General features: G+C 45.0%; 13 protein-coding genes and 1 tRNA gene. 6 read left to right on the top strand and 8 right to left on the bottom strand.

Features of this window, described 5'->3' with window-relative positions; translation table 11 throughout:
* The 3 genes from HN980_01090 to HN980_01080 all read right to left on the bottom strand — a co-directional run.
* Window positions 1-1,083, bottom strand: a 1,083-nt coding sequence (locus HN980_01090) for a 2Fe-2S iron-sulfur cluster binding domain-containing protein (protein MBT6928080.1), incomplete at its 3' end; no start/stop codon positions are given.
* A 13-nt stretch (window positions 1,084-1,096) separates the two neighbouring features.
* The gene (locus tag HN980_01085; GenBank protein ID MBT6928079.1) at window positions 1,097-2,920 is read right to left on the bottom strand and encodes an NADH-quinone oxidoreductase subunit NuoF; all 1,824 of its coding nucleotides are present in this window, start codon (window positions 2,918-2,920) and stop codon (window positions 1,097-1,099) included.
* 4 nt (window positions 2,921-2,924) lie between these two features.
* The gene (locus HN980_01080) at window positions 2,925-3,413 is read right to left on the bottom strand and encodes an NAD(P)H-dependent oxidoreductase subunit E (GenBank protein MBT6928078.1); all 489 of its coding nucleotides are present in this window, start codon (window positions 3,411-3,413) and stop codon (window positions 2,925-2,927) included.
* A gap of 638 nt (window positions 3,414-4,051) precedes the next feature.
* Between HN980_01080 and HN980_01075 the strand changes: the two genes are divergently transcribed.
* Entirely contained in the window at window positions 4,052-7,156 is a 3,105-nt protein-coding gene (locus HN980_01075; GenBank protein MBT6928077.1) for a hypothetical protein, read from the top strand.
* 41 nt (window positions 7,157-7,197) lie between these two features.
* Window positions 7,198-10,110, top strand: coding sequence for a hypothetical protein (locus HN980_01070; GenBank protein MBT6928076.1), 2,913 nt, complete (start codon window positions 7,198-7,200; stop codon window positions 10,108-10,110).
* On the opposite strand, the gene HN980_01065 is transcribed toward HN980_01070, so the two are convergent.
* The 4 genes from HN980_01065 to HN980_01050 all read right to left on the bottom strand — a co-directional run bounded on the left by HN980_01065 (window position 10,107) and on the right by HN980_01050 (window position 14,406).
* The gene (locus HN980_01065; GenBank protein ID MBT6928075.1) at window positions 10,107-10,514 is read right to left on the bottom strand and encodes a peptide chain release factor-like protein; all 408 of its coding nucleotides are present in this window, start codon (window positions 10,512-10,514) and stop codon (window positions 10,107-10,109) included. The two genes, HN980_01070 and HN980_01065, sit on opposite strands and share 4 nt — an antisense overlap.
* A 193-nt stretch (window positions 10,515-10,707) precedes the next feature.
* Window positions 10,708-12,069 (bottom strand): MFS transporter, encoded by a 1,362-nt coding sequence (locus HN980_01060; GenBank protein ID MBT6928074.1) that lies wholly within the window; start codon window positions 12,067-12,069, stop codon window positions 10,708-10,710.
* 246 nt (window positions 12,070-12,315) lie between these two features.
* Window positions 12,316-13,158 carry a hypothetical protein gene (locus HN980_01055; GenBank protein MBT6928073.1) on the bottom strand — a complete coding sequence of 281 codons (843 nt, stop codon included), beginning with the start codon at window positions 13,156-13,158 and terminating at the stop codon, window positions 12,316-12,318.
* A 3-nt stretch (window positions 13,159-13,161) separates the two neighbouring features.
* Complete coding sequence (locus HN980_01050; GenBank protein MBT6928072.1) at window positions 13,162-14,406, bottom strand: U32 family peptidase; 1,245 nt, start codon at window positions 14,404-14,406, stop codon at window positions 13,162-13,164.
* A 51-nt stretch (window positions 14,407-14,457) separates the two neighbouring features.
* Here HN980_01050 and HN980_01045 point away from each other — a divergent pair, with 51 nt between their 5' ends.
* Complete coding sequence (locus HN980_01045) at window positions 14,458-15,057, top strand: peptidylprolyl isomerase (GenBank protein MBT6928071.1); 600 nt, start codon at window positions 14,458-14,460, stop codon at window positions 15,055-15,057.
* 34 nt (window positions 15,058-15,091) lie between these two features.
* Window positions 15,092-15,271, top strand: coding sequence for a hypothetical protein (locus tag HN980_01040; GenBank protein ID MBT6928070.1), 180 nt, complete (start codon window positions 15,092-15,094; stop codon window positions 15,269-15,271).
* 120 nt (window positions 15,272-15,391) lie between these two features.
* On the opposite strand, the gene HN980_01035 is transcribed toward HN980_01040, so the two are convergent.
* Window positions 15,392-15,988, bottom strand: coding sequence for an ATP-binding protein (locus HN980_01035; GenBank protein ID MBT6928069.1), 597 nt, complete (start codon window positions 15,986-15,988; stop codon window positions 15,392-15,394).
* Between the two features lie 346 nt (window positions 15,989-16,334).
* On the opposite strand from HN980_01035, the gene HN980_01030 reads away from it, so the two are divergent.
* Both HN980_01030 and HN980_01025 read left to right on the top strand, forming a co-directional pair.
* Window positions 16,335-16,419 (top strand) — tRNA-Ser (locus HN980_01030).
* A 69-nt stretch (window positions 16,420-16,488) separates the two neighbouring features.
* A complete protein-coding gene (locus HN980_01025; protein MBT6928068.1) occupies window positions 16,489-17,757 on the top strand; it encodes a hypothetical protein in 1,269 nt (422 codons plus the stop codon).
* Window positions 17,758-18,115 lie beyond the last annotated feature (358 nt).

Genomic DNA, 18,115 nt, shown 5'->3' with positions numbered 1-18,115 from the left:
CTCATATTTCTTCGCCGTACATGGCATTATCGATACCATAAAGATCTTGGAGGGGTCGATGCCCATCTTCTTGGCGTAATACGTTTTGGCCATGACGCCAAGCATCTCGTGGGGAGACTTCGCCGTAGAGAAATTGTCGATGAAGTCCGGGGCGAACTTCTCCATATAGTCTGTCCACGAAGGACAGCAGCTAGTGATGAGAGGAAGGGCGCCTTTGCCGTTGACGAAGCGTTCGAAGAACTCATAAGCCTCTTCGTTGATGGTAAGGTCTGCACCGAAGTTCGTATCGAAGATGCCTTTGAATCCGAGCTCACGGACGGCAGTATACACCTTGCCAGTAAGGAGAGTGCCGGGCTCATAGCCGAACTCTTCGCCGATGGCGACGCGCACGGCAGGGGCTATCTGTACGACGGTATGGAGGGTCTCGTCGGCGAGGGCATCCCAGACTTTCTTCGTGTCGTCGTGCTCGTATATCGCTCCTACAGGGCAGTGTGCTGCGCATTGACCGCATTTTATGCAAGGGCTCTCCTGGAGGTTAGCATCGGCAGCAGGAGCCATGCGGACGTCTTCGCCGCGACCGAGAAATTCTAGAGCATAAACATTCTGCATATCCTGACATACCGTTACACAACGACCACAGTTGATACATTTCTCGGGGTTTAAGACGATAGAGCCTGTTGAGTCGTCACAGGGGAGGTCACGAAGGCGGCGCTCGTAGGGGACTTCCCTGATGCCGAACTCCTCGGCGAGGGTCTGCAGCTCGCAAGAGCCATTGCGGGGACATTGTAGGCAGTCGTTAGGATGTGTTGAGAGGATGAGCTCCAAAACGTTTCTACGGACGTTGACGATCTCGGGATCGTGTGTGATGACTTTCATGCCTTCTTCGACGGTAGTAGCACATGCTCGGATCATCTTGTTAGAACCAGAAACCTTTACGACACATATCCCACAAGCCCCAGAAGCTGGAAGGTCAGGACAATAGCATAGCGTTGGTATCTTAATATATGCCTCGCGGGCAGCGTCGAGGATAGTAGTCCCTTCGGGGACTTCTACTTTTTTGTCGTTTATCTCTAAAGAAATCATATCGTTTTCTCTCTTATTCATACTTTACAGCGCCGAACTTACAAGCCTTAAGGCATTCGCCGCATTTTATACATTTTTCTTGGTCGATCACATGTTTTTCCCGTGGTTTTCCGGCGATAGCATCGACGGGGCATTTCTGGGCACATAGCGTACATCCTATGCATTTCTCTGGGATTATCCTGTAGCTGACAAGACCTTTACATTTCTTCGCTGGGCAGTGTTTATCGACGACGTGTGCCATAAACTCTTCTTCGAAGTGTCGTAATGCCGAGAGTACGGGGTTTGGCGTCGTCTGTCCTAGCCCACAAAGCGATGCTTTCTGCATGGTATGTGACAGTTCTTTCATCTTGGGGATGTCTTCGAGTTTCCCTGCGCCCTGTGATATCCTTCTGAGCATATTGTATAGCGTCCTGCCTCCTATTCGGCATGGCGAGCACTTCCCACAAGACTCATCGACGCTGAATTCTAGGTAGAACTTTATGACATCGACGACACAGTCGTCTTCGTCTAGGACGATCATCCCTCCGGAGCCTACTATAGACCCTAAAGCCTGAAGATTTTCGTAGTCGATAGGGGTGTCGAGCTGGTCGGCGGGGATAAGCCCTCCAGAAGGACCTCCTGTCTGTATCGCCTTGAATTCTTTGCCTCCTAGTATTCCACCGCATATCGTGTATATGACATCGCGGAACGTCGTACCCATAGGAACTTCGATAAGGCCAGAATGAGCGATCTTTCCGGTGACGGCGAAGACTTTTGTCCCTTTGGAGGTCTCGGTACCGATGCTTCCAAACCATTCGCCACCATTACGTAGTATCGTAGCGATGCTTGCAAGGGTTTCGACGTTGTTGATGACGGTAGGCTTGCCCCACAGACCTTTTACAGCAGGGAACGGCGGCCTTGGGACAGGCATCCCACGCTCGCCTTCGGCGGAGGCCAGCAGTGCTGTCTCTTCGCCACAGACGAAGGCTCCAGCGCCAAATCTTATCTCTATGTCGAAGTCAAACCCGCTGCCTAGGATGTCTTTTCCGAGGAGACCATATTCTTTCGCCTGTTCTATGGCGATCTCTAGGCGTTTTATCGCTAGAGGGTATTCTATCCTGATATATATCACGCCAGTGCTGGCGCCGACGGTATATCCCGCTATTGCCATAGCTTCGAGGATAGCATGGGGGTCGCCCTCAAGGGTGCTTCTATCCATATACGCGCCGGGGTCGCCCTCGTCGGCGTTGCATACTATATATTTCTCGTCGCTAGAGGCTTCTTTGGTGAAAGACCACTTGAGCCACGTAGGGAAACCAGCGCCGCCACGGCCGCGGAGGCCCGAAGTTTTAAGCTCTCCCAGGACGTCGTCTGCCGACATCTCAAAGAGCGCCTTCTCAATGGCGCAGTAGCCCTCTCTTCTGATATAGTCGTCGATGTTTTCGGGGTCGATGACACCACAGTTTCTCAAGACGATACGCTGCTGCTTCTCGTCGATTTCGATGTTTTCGCCGCTACGGAGGGCATTAGGGCCTTCTAATGGTGTCTTGCCGATAATATGTTTCTTGACGATATCACGCGCTACAGCACAATCGACATTGCCGTACAACACCCTTGGCATCCCAGGGACGGCGACTTCGGCGTTAGGTTCCGAGTAGCACAGTCCTATACATCCTGTCTTTTTGATGACGACGTCATCTAGGCCTGCCTTGGCGAGCTCTTCGACGAAAGCATCGTAGGCATCTTTTGCGCCGGCGGCGATACCACAAGACCCCATCCCTACCATTATGGTGATGGCTTCTTCGTGGACATTTTCTTTCCTAAGATTTTCAAGCGCTTCGCGCGTTAACTTTGCCATAGCATCAATTCTCCTGGTATTCGGCAAGGATCGCCGGAAGCTTTTCTTTGGTGACATTGCCGTAGACCTTATCGCCGATCATCATAACAGGCGCCAAACCGCAACACCCAAGACACCGTACTGTATGTATCGAGAAAACACCGTCGGGGGTTATCTCTCCGACATCGACGCCGAGCATACTCTTAAGCTCTTCGAGGAGGTTTTCACCGCCTTTGAGGTAACACGCCGTACCCATACATACCGAGATGGTATGCTGTCCGGGGGCTTCTAGCTTGAAGGCATGGTAGAAGGTGATGACACCATATACCTTGGCGACAGGGATCTCCATGATGTCAGCGACTTCGAACGCCGCAGAACGAGGGATATAACTGAAATGTTCCTGTACCTTATGAAGTACCTTGATAAGACTGCCAGGGATGGCTTTCTGCTTCTCGATATATTTCTTCACCGCAGGAGGCAAAGATACCGTTTTTTCTTCTGCTTCAACGTCCACAATATAACCTTCTAATAATTATAATATTCTAAACATTACGATAAAAGATGACCGCTAAAGAAACAAGGTAAATGTTTTTTTTAAACCCGAGTTGAGTCATAAACCTCTCTCAGAGCGTACTGTAATGAGTAGGATTTTTCAAAATGCTTCGCAGCTAAACTTGTTAGTTTAGCAAGGAGGATTTTGGGAAATAGTGCTCGTTACATCACGCTATGTGAGAGTAGGGCGACTTTTAAACAGCATTTTTAATGCAAAGGCTATTATAAAACTGAATATTTTTGTTTCGAATCCGGCTGCTGTCACAGCATGGATCGCTCTTGGAAATAAGGATGTTATTTGACTAAACGCGGTTTCTATTTTTTCTCCTAACACTCTGAAGATGCCTAATTACTCCCCTTAGTATGACCTTCTAGAATATTCTTTTTCATTCTTACTATGATGGGCATCTTTCCCACTTTTTTCTTAGGTAAACTCAAAAGAGTTTACCTAAGAAAAAAAATGAAAAATATGCCTCATCCGAATAAGCTGAAGAAAAAGTTTAGGACGCAAACCGGGTTTTAAAAAGGAATTGTTTGATAAATAATCTTCGAAGTTGTTAGAACGATATTTTTGTTATTTATATTTGAGGATAACTGAATATGTCTCTTATTTCTCCTACTCTTAAATTGAGCGTTGACCTCAGAGGCGCTAATATAAATTTCTGTACAGACTGTTTTTGGGGATGTTGTCGGCAAGCTGGTGATGAAGGGTCCGAGAGAGGAAGTATTGCTTCTGAGGCGCAGACAGTCGATGAGACAGCCTTAGAAGTCCTTAAAATTTATTATGACAATGCTGAAGTAGAACATTCTTTTGTCGAAGTGGCACGCATGTTTGCTCCGCAGATATTAGGTAGAGATGATATTGATCCCCAAAACATATCTCTCGATGATCTGGAAGAAAGCATTGAGGCTTTGGCGCCATATTTCGAAGAGCTGTCGAGAGTGTCTGACGACATAGACTGTGCACAAGAAGAATATGACATAATGCAGCATAGTACAGAGACAACCACCGATGCTTCGCAGGAGGGCCACGAAGCGCTTTCTGGCGAGGAAGGAAAAAAAGAAAGTTTTTTAAATAGGGCGCTGGCAGAACGCTGTAATCCTGAAACAATAAGGGATCTTCACGAAAAACTCCAGAGCAGTGGTGTTAAGGAACTTGTAACAGCAGGAGTGAAGAGCTTGACAGCTCTTCTTCCTGAAGAATTCAGCGCCCTGAAATTTGTGGCTAGCAAAGCTGTCGGTGCAGCCTCTGGTGTTATGGCAAGGACGGCAGCGTCGCCGATGACAAAAGTTCACGATCTTATCCGTCTTGCTAAGGAAAAGAAGTTTGTGAGACTTAACGTCACTAGAGATGAAGAGGGTAACGCTAAGAATGCCGGTTTCGTTGCAGTACGAATGGGTGGCGATAGCAAATATCGTCGTCTTAGTGAGACACGGAGGAGGACGCAAAATGCCGACATCTCCACAGCCTATACTTTTAACAAGATACGTGTCTCTGAGAATGATGATGAGCAACGCCTCTTCAATTGGGCTGCTGATATCTATAGCGGTAACAGAGAATTATCGGTGCGTGAAGCAGAAAAAAAACGTTGGCGTGGCGAAGATATTGTCACAAGACTAACAGCACAGAGACGTTTGTTTCCTTATTGGAGGGCGTTTTACGAGTTCTATAATAAATATCTTCAAGAGAGCAGCGAGACTTTAGATTTTCACAAAGATCCTAGTATAGCAATGTCGCACCATCGTAGCCTCGAAAGAATACGAGGGAAAAGCATACCAGAATTGTCAGACACTGAAATAGAGCTCGTATTACAAGTGCTAGAAGAACGAAGGGTGCTGTTTGAAGAGCGATTGTTTTTGGCTGCTGGAAAGACAGGAGATGCTATTAGCATGCCACAAAAAAGGGACGTCATCGACCTTGCATGCTCATATCAGAAAAAACGTTATAGGATATCACAGCGAGGTTTTAAGGTCTTGACAGAGCAGGATCTTAATGATGTCGAAAAATGTATAGAGACGACGATACTCCCCGTATATAAAGAAATATCTCGACTTTATGGACGTATTGTCTTCTCGGAGAAGTTGTGCTCTCATAGTCAAATCATCCCAGGAAAGAAGACGATATTCGACATATTAGGCCATGACCGTATTGATATGACAGCATTGCGGAAGGACACTCCAGAATTCGACGATGAAGAAATAGAGCGTTTCAGAGAGGCCTTTGAAGATGTAGCGAAACTATCTGACATACGAAGCTCTAGGTCGTTGGTATCTTTGGAGCATGATGACCTTGTCAAACTTATAGAATATATAGCAAAGACCTCACAAGCATATGACGAGGAATTTCGCGCTTTGACGAAACCTTATGGCGAAGACCTTATACGTTTAGCATGCCTATATCAAGATGTTGATGAGCAACGATTGAAAAAACATACTATCGTTATTGAGAGTGGTAAAGGTGGACATGTAGAGTTCTCTTTTATTTCTGAAGAAATATATCGACGAATAAAGATGGGAATAGAAGAGCTTAAAGGCTATTACCAGGGTATCGTATGGGAATATTTCGAAGGTAAAGGTGAAAGCAACGATGCTATTAAAAGAAGAATAGAGAGCGATGATATTGCCCTTCCTATTACAACGCTAACAAAAGATACCGTTATCGCGTGGCTGAACAGCGTTATGGAGGAAACAGAGCGATATGAAGATGATATAAAGCATGAATGCAAGCAAGAAAGAATAATAGAAAGGTTGGCTTTTATATCGGCAGGATACGCTAGCGACGAAATGGTATCGTCGTTGTATATAAGAGATAAGATATTGGGTAAGGTTTCAGAGGCGCAGATGGTATATAGCGCCATGCAGTCCTTACATGAGATATTACATAATAAATATTCTCAGCATCCAGCGCACTCGTTATCTACTGCTGCTGATCAAGATGCCGCTGATGTCGATGAAGATATTTCATTAGAAGAAAGGAGATACAAAGATGAATTCACAGGTGTAGAGGCCAGGAAGTTTCAGAGAAGCGCAACTCTTGATGCATACCTTAATCAAGCTAATGATGAGACGATGTTTGCGTTAAAAGAGGTCGTAGAAGATATCTCAAGGGAATATATAACACACCTTAAGGGGTCTTATAGTGGCGATCTTCTCGATGTGACATGTGCATATTGTAATATAGGATATAGGACTTCGCAAAGAGACTATGTCCTTACAAAACAAGATTTTGAAGAGATAGAAAAATGCCAGAAGCGTATTGAAATGCGTCTTCCACAGATGACAGAGATATATGGTTTTTTGAAACATAGGCTCGAAGAAGAAGTTCTTTTGCATCTGCAGACAATGCGAAAAATTGACGATGTCTATGAGAAAATTAAAAAAGAATTTAGACGCAAAGATTTGCAAAGAGAGGGGGATGTTCACGAATATAATGAGGGACGCCGTGCAGCAACGTCGCTGACAGATGTTTATAAGCAATTTCTTTTTAATGATGATCCTGAAGATTTAGAAATGATAAGGGAATCGAGAGAAATGTCGGATTTGACGCCAGAGCTTGTGGATCTTATATGGAAACGCTCTACGCTGCTAGGGAAAAGAAAAACTGATAGAGGGTCATTGGGAACACGTAGTAGTGTAGCGTCGATGACGTTACAGCCACGGCATGATTCCCCAGGCTCGCCAATGATGCCTCGTAGAGGAAAATAAATTCTGCAACAATAAAGTAAATAAATAAGATTTGGTTTGTTATGGATCCACTTAATACAGCATCTAGCGTTCGCAAAGGACAAGAAGACAGGCGTGATGCGCTGTCGAGAAGAGAAGAAGGAAGTATTGTAAGAAACCGTGGGCTGGAATTGGCGACCTTTTTTGCTGATGGTGGCGTCAGAGAAAAAGTCAATAGAGTCTCACAGATATGTTTTTGGTTTGCATCTTTTTGTTTCGGAGCTTCTTCACGGTATACTATTTTCCCTGAGAGTGAAGGAACAGGAACGCTGTTGGCACTAGGTGGGGCGACACTGATACCAGGAGCTATATTGGCGGGAAGGGCAAGACGTATAGATAGTTTGGCTTTGTGTGCCTTGGCTCTGTCGACGTATTTTTTAGGAGGTGCTGCGAGAACCATATTGCCTCGCGAAGAAAATGTTGCCAACACGGCGTTGCCGTTAGGGATGGGGTTGTTAGCGCTAGCATATCTTATGTATACCCCACAACGACGTAGCATCGAGGTGCAAACGCGCGCGATACAATGTGGTAGTGAAGAAAAAGAAACCCAACAATCGCCAGCTATAAAAGACCAAGCCATACAAAAAGGTCTTGAAGATGGGGCATTATGCTATGAATATTCGGGTGAGAGGCTTGGCGTCGTCCTCGTATATCTCGGGAGTATGCTTAAAGAAGTCCCTGAAGTTCAAGATATAATAAATAAGGCCTTCGTAGAATGGACCAAGCAATTCGAAGATACTTTAGAAGGCAAAGTGACGTTGACACTCGTCATGTCTGATGGAATAAGAACCCTCACCATAAAAACGTTGCTCGATGACGAGCATTTCGAGCCTATAATTAGAGCTATGAAGTTTCTCCCTTGGAGTGTTGAAGAGCTGGTTTTTTCTGAATGCCCGAACCTGACAGGACGGTGTTTATGTGCTATAGAACGTGACAACACAGAAAAAGGAGTGTGTGTATCGGAAGACGGTGAAGAGGCTCGATATGTTGGCGTCGTAACATGTGACGATGAAGGTAATACTATCAGAGAACAAAGAGGAGACATCGTTGCTATACACCCTAAAAGATTTGCCCCCAATCATAATCTTGAGAAATGCGTCTTCATAGGATGCCCCAATCTTGAAGAGAGATACATAGCGCCTCTTCATGAGATTCCTACCCTTGTAGCTCTTGAAGTCGACGAAGCTACTGTGTCGATATCATTGGAAGATGCGATGTGGGAGCCTTTTAGCCGATCGTGTCTGCTAAGAAAACCCGACGGTAGTGATAATAGTGAAGAACATAAGAATGCTTTTATACAAGAACTCAACGCTTTTAATAAGACGGCGTCTTGTAGCAGAGATAGCGTTGCAAGTGCCACTAGAATATTTGAAGATCTGCTTGATGCGATATCAGAACATCATAGGCCTGGGTTGTATATTCTCGAGACCATCGACTTCTCAGGGATGGCGACGTTGACAAGTGAAGAGCTTATCGCTTTAGCACGATGCGTCAATAAATATTGTGGGCATCTGAGAACACTGGTCCTCGGTCATTGTAGCAGCGCCGTCACTGATGAGGTTCTGGAAGCGTTCTTTTGTGAAGGAGCGCGGATAAATGCGACCCTACAAGAATGTGATATTCAAAGATGCGATGATGTCACGGACAAGGGGATACAAGCTATAACACGAGCAAGGGGACTGAAAACGTTAAGAATAGGATATTCGCAGGTTACAGATCTTGGAATAAAGGCTATTGGACAACACTTACACGAACTTCTGGAGCTCAATGCCAATAAATGCATAGGGCCAACACAAAGAATTATCAGGCTTTTGAAAGAATGTAGCGAATTACGAATCCTTGGTATTAATGGATGTCGCGATCTTGGTGATAGTGATATGGAATTATTGGCGGCGTCATTTCCCAAACTTGAAGCTCTCGATGTACAAAACTGTAATATTACAAATAAAAGTATCATTGCCATTGCTGCGCTGTCAATACAGCGCTTGAAGGTTGTAGATTGCATGGGGATCGAAGATATAACACCCCTTGGGACGATGCCCTTGGAGATTTTAGATCTCAGCGGATGTGGGAAAATGACTGGCGCAGCAGAACTTTTTAAGATTGGAATGTTACGGGCGATACATATGTATGAATGTGACCTCACCATCACAGATGAGGATTTGAAGGATGGTATAGCTTATGAATTACGTTCTATAGATTTTAGTGGAGCGCTGAATATTACAGATGACGGTGTAGGAAATTTGCTGGAGTGGGCGAAAAATATCGTCACGATGCGTCTCATGGGACCAAATATCACAGACGATACTCTTATTACTTTGGCGGCCAATGCAAAAAAACTTGAAACTCTAGACCTCGGAGGATGCGACCTCATAACAGCACCAGCCCTTATTGGCCTTATCGATAAATTGACAAAGTTGAAAACATTATTGTTGCAAAGACTGACGTTTGATAACGAAGAAATTACAGAATGCTTCCAAGATATGACGATGTACGAAACCTTAGAATATCTCAATATGAGTTATTGTAGCGGAGAATATTTTGTCGAAGTGTTGAAGTTCTTTTTCTCTAGGATGCCGAATCTGCTAGCACTATCAATAAAAGGGTGTGATGATATTAACGATAATTTTCTAAACACTATGATGATGATATCACATGTAAAAGACAAACTTGGAACATTGAATATTAGTAGATGCGATTTTGTCACAGAAAAAGGCGTGGAGCGGCTTAAAGAGATGAAAGCACTACAATTCCTTACTATGCGAGACGTCCCAGAACTTACAAAAAACGTTTTGATGATATTGCTGGATTTTAAGACTTTGAAGAGTGTCGACATAAGAAATAACATGCAGATCTCTCCTGAAGATGTCGAAGATTTTATCGCAGAGTATAGCCCAAAGTTTAAGATATTATACGGAGCATATATAGGGAGTTAGTCTTCACGTTGTGGGGGTCTGCGCATAGTTTTTTTCTGCGAATGACGATGTTTGTCTTCGAGCATGCGGTTTTTGGAATTTCTTGACCTTCCGCGTTTTTGTCGGCGCACTTTCTCGGCCGCCATGCGCCTGTCGCGGCATCGTTTCTTTATACGCTCTTCGATCTTGGTACATAGCGTCACCCTCGCCATATATCTGTTGATCTCCCGAGACCTTTCACGGTGATATTTCACGTGTATCCCTGTAGGGACGTGCTGTAGGTATACACAAGACGACGTCTTGTTGACCTTCTGCCCGCCAGCGCCAGAACCCATAACGAATTTCTCGATAAGGTCACCATCGCTGATGCCAAGGGCTTCCATGCGCTTCTTCAGCGCTTCATCTTTTTTGTTTCCTATCGTCATCTGCCATTTATCATTTATTTCTCATTACTCAATGTTAACCATTCAATGATAAATGTTCAATGATCAATGACCAATGACCAATGACCAATGACCAATGACCAGTTACCAGTGACCAATGTTTTTCCTATCCGCTCTACGCTATAACTATCCGCTATATAAGTCTCCGTGGTAGGAAAATCCTATTCCTAGCTTATTATCCTTTTTCAAACCTTGGATTCGACTTAGCACGCCATACTGGCAGCTGGAACATCATACATATCACGCCGGCGATGGCGAGGGTGATGAAGAACCCCTTCCATCCGTATTTGTCGGCGATAAGCATCATGGGGTACCCAGCTACAGCGCTTCCTGCATAGGCGAAGAGGCTTGCGAAGCCCATCGCTGACCCTGCGGCTTTCTTGTGCGATACTTCTACCGTCGCCATGCTTGTAAGCATCTGCGGGCCGAAGATGAAGAATCCTACGAAGAAAAATGCTAGGGCATTGAGGAAGACGCTGTTAGCAGGAGCCATCCATAGTCCCCACAGTGATACGACACACATTATCACGAAGAAGAATGCCGTAGGAACACGACGCCCTTTGAAGAAGTAGTCCGAAGACCATCCGGCGACGAGGCTGCCGACAAAGCCGCCGACTTCGAAGAAGCTTACGATGGCGTTGGCTTTGAACTTTGCATTAGAGCCGTTTAGGATAGTGGAAAGTTTATATTCATAAAGGAACACGTTGCCCCAGTCGTTGATGGCGATCCTTATGACGTATACGAAGAAATATGAAAGAGCAAGAAGCCAGATGTAACGGTTCGGAAGGATATATTCGCGGAAGATCTCTTTAGCAGAAAGATGCTCACGCTGTCCCTTATTATGGTCTTCGGAAGGGTAGTCGTCACGGTGTTTCTCTATAGAAGGAAGACCCAAAGAATGTGGCGTGTCACGAAGACGCTCTAGAAGGAAAAGCCCCGTAATAATACATAACACTCCAGGGACATACATAGCATATCGCCAGCCGAAATACTGAGCAGCGAAACCCACAACATAAGGTATCAAAAAACCGCCGAGGTTGTGGGACGTGTTCCATATCGCCCACCAGCGTCCGCGTTCGTTCTGAGAATACCAGTGAGACAGCCACCGCGCACAAGGTGGAGCACCACACCCCTGAAAGACGGCATTGAGTCCCCAGAAGACAACGAAGAACATCAGCGACGATGACATCCCAAAGCATATATTCCAGACGCCAGTGAGAAGGAGGCCTATACTCATAACAAAGCGGGGGTTCGTCTGGTCGACGATGACGCCACTGAAAAACTTACTCAAAGCATACGTCAAAGAGAACACCGTCGCGACGATGCCCATATCTGTCTTGGTATACCCAAGCTCTTCGATGATGGTAGGGACTGCGAAGGTGAAACTCTTGCGCGTGAAATAATAGAAGGCATACCCCATATACATGGAATACATTATTCGCATCCGCCAATGGCGGTACATCGTAGAAACCTTTTTGCCGTCCTGGATTTCCGGGGCAGGCTCAGGTTGCTTTAAAAAAGAAAAAAATGATGCCATGACGATCTTCCTTGCTATAGTGAACTGACGTTACGCGCTACTCTCACTTTATTGGTGTGCTGCAAGGAACAATCTGCTGCGTATTCCTCCTCACCCAGCTCTTCAGAGCTTGGCTTGTCGGAAGTACTTGCATCTTGCTCCTTTCGCTACACCACTAAAGCAAGATTAGCGAGTAACGTCAGTAGTGAAATATTTAGCGATGTTATATCATAAGACAAAAAAATAACGAAGAGAAATTATTGCTTATTAGATTTGATGGCTGTAAGGACATTTCGGCTGTCTTTTACAAAAATCCTCATGGATAAGCCTTAAGCATAATTCTTCTTTTTTTTCCCCATCATATACGTCTTGTTCTGTAATCTCTTGGGCTCTTTCTTTGCTGACGTTAAGCTCTTTCATTGTCTCTTCCGCCAATGCGGCTTTTATTTTGTCTAGCGCGATAGTCTTGCTGCATGTTTCTTCGGCAGCTCTGTCTAGCATCTTTATGGCGGTTTCTTCGGTAATGTTGTGTTTTTTTGTCTCTATCAATATGTCTTTTGCTCTGGCGTATGAGGTGTTATATTTCTTTACCATAGCGTTTAACATTTCTCTGGCTTTTCTATTGCCTATATCATATGTTCTTGATATCTTGATTATATGTTGACGTGTCTGTCTGTCTCGTTCTGTTGGGGTTATTCCTAGGCCCTTTAACACCTCTTTTACATCATCAAGTTTTCTTTTTGTGGGGCTTTTGGGAAAGTCTCCAGAAGGAGATCTGCCAACACTAGGTAAAAAAGTAACTGTTGAATTAGGGAATTCTTCAGTGCGAGTTTCATCGCCCTGTGGGGTTTTGGCAGAAGGCAAGTCAGGGCTTTTGATGACTTCAGCCTTCAGAGGAGACCGACGGACAGGCGTGGGAATAACAAGTTTTGGTGGCGCCACTTTCCGTGTTTTCTTGTCGGTCTCTACGATAGGTCTAAAAGGAGAAGTAATGCGTCGTTCTCCTTCTCTTACGACGACACCTTCAGAGCCGTTGAAAGACCATGATGCCGATAAGGGCGGTGTAGTTTTAATAATTGGGGGAGTCTCTTTTGGAATTGGACTTGACATATTTTATTTCCTTACAATGATAAAAAGTTTATCGTTTTTTCGCACCTTTTCGACGACAGGGAAGGTGACGACGTCGCCCTTGGCTGTTGTCTTTGTCTCGCTGCGCAGCGATGATACCTTCATAGATATCATCCCCGTAGTATCTCCTGTTATTATTATCTCGTCGCCATCGTTTATCGCTCCGGATTCTATCTTAAACTCTGCAACGCCGATGTTTTTGAAGTAATTCGTCACCTTGCCGATATACTCTTTCTTGGTAGTAGCTTGTGAGCCGTATGTCCCTGCCCACTCGCCAGTATCTTTTCCAAGGTAATACCCGCCATGCCAGAAACCCCTATTATATACAGTAGCAAGCTGCTCTTTCCACATAGAAACCCTCTCAGGAGAATATGTCCCTGACAACACACTATCGACGGCGTCGTGGTATGTCTTCGTGACAGTATGGACGTATTCGGGAGGCCTTCCACGGCCTTCGAGCTTTAAGATCGTTACTCCTGCAGCGAGGATCTTATCTAAAGCCCCTATAGTACAAAGGTCTTTGGGCGACATCACATATTCGTTGTCGATGATAAGCTCGTCGCCAGTATCATCATCGGTGACGCGGTACTTCCTGCGGCATGACTGTAGGCATTCCCCACGGTTCGCCGAGGCGTTGTATTGCGCTAGGCTCATATAACATTTGCCAGAAATCCCTACACATAAAGCTCCATGGACGAAAAGCTCTACCTTGATAAGCTCGCCAGAAGGGCCACGGATGTCATCATCTTTTATCGCAGAACATATCGCAGCGATTTGCTCCAAAGAAAGCTCTCGGGCCAAGACAACGACATCAGCATAACGAGAATAAAATTTCACGGCCTCAATATTACTGACGTTGGCCTGCGTGGAGATATGCACTTCTAAACCTATAGAACGCGCATGTTCCATTACAGCGATGTCGCTGGCGATGACAGCACTAACGCCACAATCCTTGGCAGCATCGCATAATGAACGCATAAGGATAAGATCTTCGTTGTAGATGACGGTGTTCAAAGTCATATACGACTTTACACCGCATTTCTCGCAAATAGCAACGATGTCAGAAAGATCGTCAACAGTGAACGTCCTAGACGACCGCGCTCGCATGTTAAGATGCTCGAGACCGAAATATACAGAACCAGCACCGGCATCTATCGCGGCATGTAGCGCAGCAAAAGACCCAGCAGGTGACATAATTTCAATGTTCTTTGACAAAATGTTGGCTTCCATGATACTCTCTATTAATCGTTTAAAAAACAAGCTATGGACAAGGAGTATACTATGAAAACAACAATATGTCAAGCCGTATGCCTGCTAGCGCTTCTTATTGCAGGACAAGGATTAGCAGAATATAATTATAATGAAGGACAAGGAGTATTTAATATGTCAGAAACACCAGTAATCGTCATGGAAACAACACAAGGTACAATAGAAATTGCACTTATGCCACACGTAGCGCCGAAGACATGCGAAAACTTCATGCGCCTAGCAGAAAAAGGGTACTACGATGGTATCGTTTTCCATCGTGTAATAAAAGATTTTATGATACAAGGCGGCGACCCCACAGGAACAGGGATGGGCGGAGCGTCAATATGGGGAAAAAACTTCGAAGATGAGTGCGATGATAGCGTCACCTTTGACACCCCAGGACTCCTCGCTATGGCTAATGCAGGACCCGGCACAAACGGTAGCCAGTTCTTCATCACAACAATACCAACACCATGGCTTAACGGAAGACATACCATCTTCGGTGAAGTAACAGCAGGATACGACTATGTAAAGAAAATCGAAAATGTTTCGGTCGATTATGCTGGCAAACCTAAACCAGGACAAGAACAGAAAATGATACGCGTATACCTAAAAGACCAAAAGAAGAACTAGGCATCGTTAGTAACATATTAAGGATCAAGCTATTATGGCTTCACCGATAGGGCCGTCACTGACAGGGTCGCAAGAAGAACAGGGCGGAAATGCTTCTGATTCTGATTCTGATTCTAATCCTGATCTAACCGAAATGATAGGAAACACGGTTTTTTTACAGCCGTCGTTATCCGATTTTGGGTGTGCGTTCGATAACCCGTGGGGATGTAGCTAAGACGACCGCCAGTCATCTGAATATTATCAGACTATAAAAGGAGCTTTCTATCTCCACGGTGAAAATTGCGGATAGCAGTTCGATTCTATACGCTAAACGCTATAACTATACGCTCATCTTTTATACCAGCGCAGCCTCTTCTTTGAATAGGCTTGTTCTTATATTATCCATAAGGGCATTGCACTTTTCTTCGTCGAAAATAGTGTTAGACTCTTCTTGTATGACATTCAAAGTCCCACCGTAGTATTTCTGTGCATCGATGACGAAGTCGCGGAACCTGTCGCGGATTTCCATCTGATACTCGACATCTGCACAGCGTACGCCGTCTGCTGTTATGGCATAACCTTCTGTAGGCTCTAAGTATACGAGTACGTCGTATTTCTTCATCCAGTGCATACAGAAATCTTCGAGGTGTTTGGTGAATTCATTGCCTCTACCTAGGAAGTTAATATAGATAAAAGCGTCGTATAGTGTCCTGTCGGAGATTGCTATCTCGAAACCTTCAGCGTCGGCTTCTAGCTCTTGGGTCAGCTGTGTAGAGATGAGGTGTAGCGTCGTCTTGTAGATGGCGCCTTGGTTGATGGGAAAAGGGCATTGTCGGGCCGTTTCGTGGATAACCTTAACATTCTTGTTCGCCATCTTAAAATGTGCCGCAAGCTTGTATACCAACGACGTCTTAGCAGCACCGTGGGTGCCAAAAACCGCTATTCTTTTCATCTCATACCCCTTGATAATGAGTTAATATTTCAGATATTGATATTACGATACCGACAATAAAAAAGGCAACACTTCTTATAGCGGATAGGAATATACTACCACGGAGCCACGGAGGTCACGGAGAACAAAAGTTTAAAAGAAAAATATTGTCTGTGGACATGCCCGAAATTTATATATCTTCGGGGTTCTAGTGGTGAAACCCCTAGCCAATACTAAATTCTCTCCGTGAAACTCCGTGGCTCTCCGCGTCTCCGTGGTAAAATCCTATTCCGAACTTCGAACTCTTATAATTGGTTGTGAAAATTTCAGGGAGTTTGGTATGCTTTTGCTTTCTCATTGGAATTATGGAAGAGTGGCAGAGTGGCCGAATGCACCGGTTTCGAAAACCGGCAAGGAGCAATCCTTCGGGGGTTCAAATCCCTCCTCTTCCGAATTATGAAAAAGCCAGTATGTCCATTTTTTTTGGACATACTGTATCTAAGAGTCTTGAGGGCATCTATATGAAAGTTGTATTTTTATTTCTGTCACTAATTTTTACCATGACGCTGTATTCCCAAGAAGATACTATGTATTTCCAAGAAAATACTATGTATCCACAAGAGGGAACAATCGACGGTAGACATTCTATCGACGAAGCCAATTTCTTTTTGTGGGACAAAGACCTTAGCATGTCTGTCGGCGCCGAAGATATCCTTACGATATTTTCTTGCTACAAGGAAATCGACGATATAATCTTAGAGCCCGTCATTACGAATATCCCAACGTTTATAGGTCGATGGGTTCGTGGTGGCAAGATGCTCTTTGTCGACTTTCCCGTGGGAGAAATCTCAATGGTAGTACAGCACGAATTCTTCGGCCACGGCTTTCGCCTCCGAGAGCATGGCATAATACCTTCGTACGAATTCTCAAAGCCTTTCCCTTATGGCGATGGAGGGGGATCTACGGGATTTTTCTGGACAGAAGACATTATAAGCCACCCTGCGAAGATGCTGGCGATATACGCCGGAGGGACAGAAGCCAATGGGCATATGGCACAGAAACTCGCAAGCAAAACCATAGCGCGCGGGATGCTCGACTACAGAGAAGGGCTCTTATACCTTATGACGATGCACGACCAGACGATGTACATAAGAGGTATTGACGAGATAGAAGAAGGGTCCTTCGGCCATGACATCGTTAAATATAACTTATGGCTTAACGCATACCACGGCAAAGAGGTCAAAACTTACGAAGATCTCCGCAAAGATTCCCTGATAAATTTCATAGACCCCATGATGTTCTTTTCTTTCTATAGCATAAATAAATATATCGCTACAGGAGAAAGAGATATGATAATACCGATGATACCAATATGGAAAGGGTATAGCTTCCTTCCTGGAGGACGCCTCACCCTCGCCCCATACGGCACAGAACAGGGGATATACGCCTATGTTAAAGCCCCAGACAGCACCATCACAAAAGGATATGTCCGCTATGGCAACACCGGAGGAAGGACGTCATACGCCGCAGGGCTAGAGAAGGCGACTGTATGGTACGACTACAGATATAATGTCGGTGCTAAGGTCGATGTATGGCGTCAGCCGAATATCGACGCTTCTACGATAGCAGACGTTTCGAACGATTACGGCATCGCAGCATCTGTGAAGCTTTCGTATAAAGGCGCCGGCAGGGCGTCTCTCTTCGGTGAGCTCGGCGCCAAAACTAAAGGCTACGTCACCGGAGAACCACTCGATGCCGCTGTTATCTTACGTTTAGGGGTTCATAACTAACTGATCTTACGCTTTACCGTATTTTTGATAAAAATGCATGTATATCGGATAATTATAACGTAAGGCGTAGAACAACAGAATTTCGGAATAGGATTTTTTTACCACAGAGCCACAGAGGGCACAGAGAAAGAAAAAAAAGAATATGGCTGGGGGATTTCCCCCAGACCCCCTTTTTCATTGAACATTGAACAATGAATAAACCCGGACACGGCAGTGCCCCCTCTCGCCGTTGTCGTAAAAGTAAGATTGTATCTTTACGTTTGTTATAGGAAAAACAAAGAAAGGAAGTACAATCAATGACAATGGCGACAGCTGTGCGTCCGCTGCGCGCGCTCTGCGCAGTGGGCGCGCTCTGTGT

Source organism: Waddliaceae bacterium (genome assembly GCA_018694295.1).
Classification (GTDB): domain Bacteria; phylum Chlamydiota; class Chlamydiia; order Chlamydiales; family JABHNK01; genus JABHNK01.
The sequence above is the reverse complement of the archived record's forward strand: the minus strand, read 5'-3'. Positions and strand labels throughout refer to the sequence as shown.

Bases quoted from the DNA above. Each gene is read 5' to 3' on its own strand.
- HN980_01085 (MBT6928079.1), bottom strand. From the start codon at position 2,920: ATGGCAAAGTTAACGCGCGAAGCGCTTGAAAATCTTAGGAAAGAAAAT.
- HN980_01075 (MBT6928077.1), top strand. From the start codon at position 4,052: ATGTCTCTTATTTCTCCTACTCTTAAATTGAGCGTTGACCTCAGAGGC.
- HN980_01070 (MBT6928076.1), top strand. From the start codon at position 7,198: ATGGATCCACTTAATACAGCATCTAGCGTTCGCAAAGGACAAGAAGAC.
- HN980_01065 (MBT6928075.1), bottom strand. From the start codon at position 10,514: ATGACGATAGGAAACAAAAAAGATGAAGCGCTGAAGAAGCGCATGGAA.
- HN980_01060 (MBT6928074.1), bottom strand. From the start codon at position 12,069: ATGGCATCATTTTTTTCTTTTTTAAAGCAACCTGAGCCTGCCCCGGAA.
- HN980_01055 (MBT6928073.1), bottom strand. From the start codon at position 13,158: ATGTCAAGTCCAATTCCAAAAGAGACTCCCCCAATTATTAAAACTACA.
- HN980_01050 (MBT6928072.1), bottom strand. From the start codon at position 14,406: ATGGAAGCCAACATTTTGTCAAAGAACATTGAAATTATGTCACCTGCT.
- HN980_01045 (MBT6928071.1), top strand. From the start codon at position 14,458: ATGAAAACAACAATATGTCAAGCCGTATGCCTGCTAGCGCTTCTTATT.
- HN980_01040 (MBT6928070.1), top strand. From the start codon at position 15,092: ATGGCTTCACCGATAGGGCCGTCACTGACAGGGTCGCAAGAAGAACAG.
- HN980_01035 (MBT6928069.1), bottom strand. From the start codon at position 15,988: ATGAAAAGAATAGCGGTTTTTGGCACCCACGGTGCTGCTAAGACGTCG.
- HN980_01025 (MBT6928068.1), top strand. From the start codon at position 16,489: ATGAAAGTTGTATTTTTATTTCTGTCACTAATTTTTACCATGACGCTG.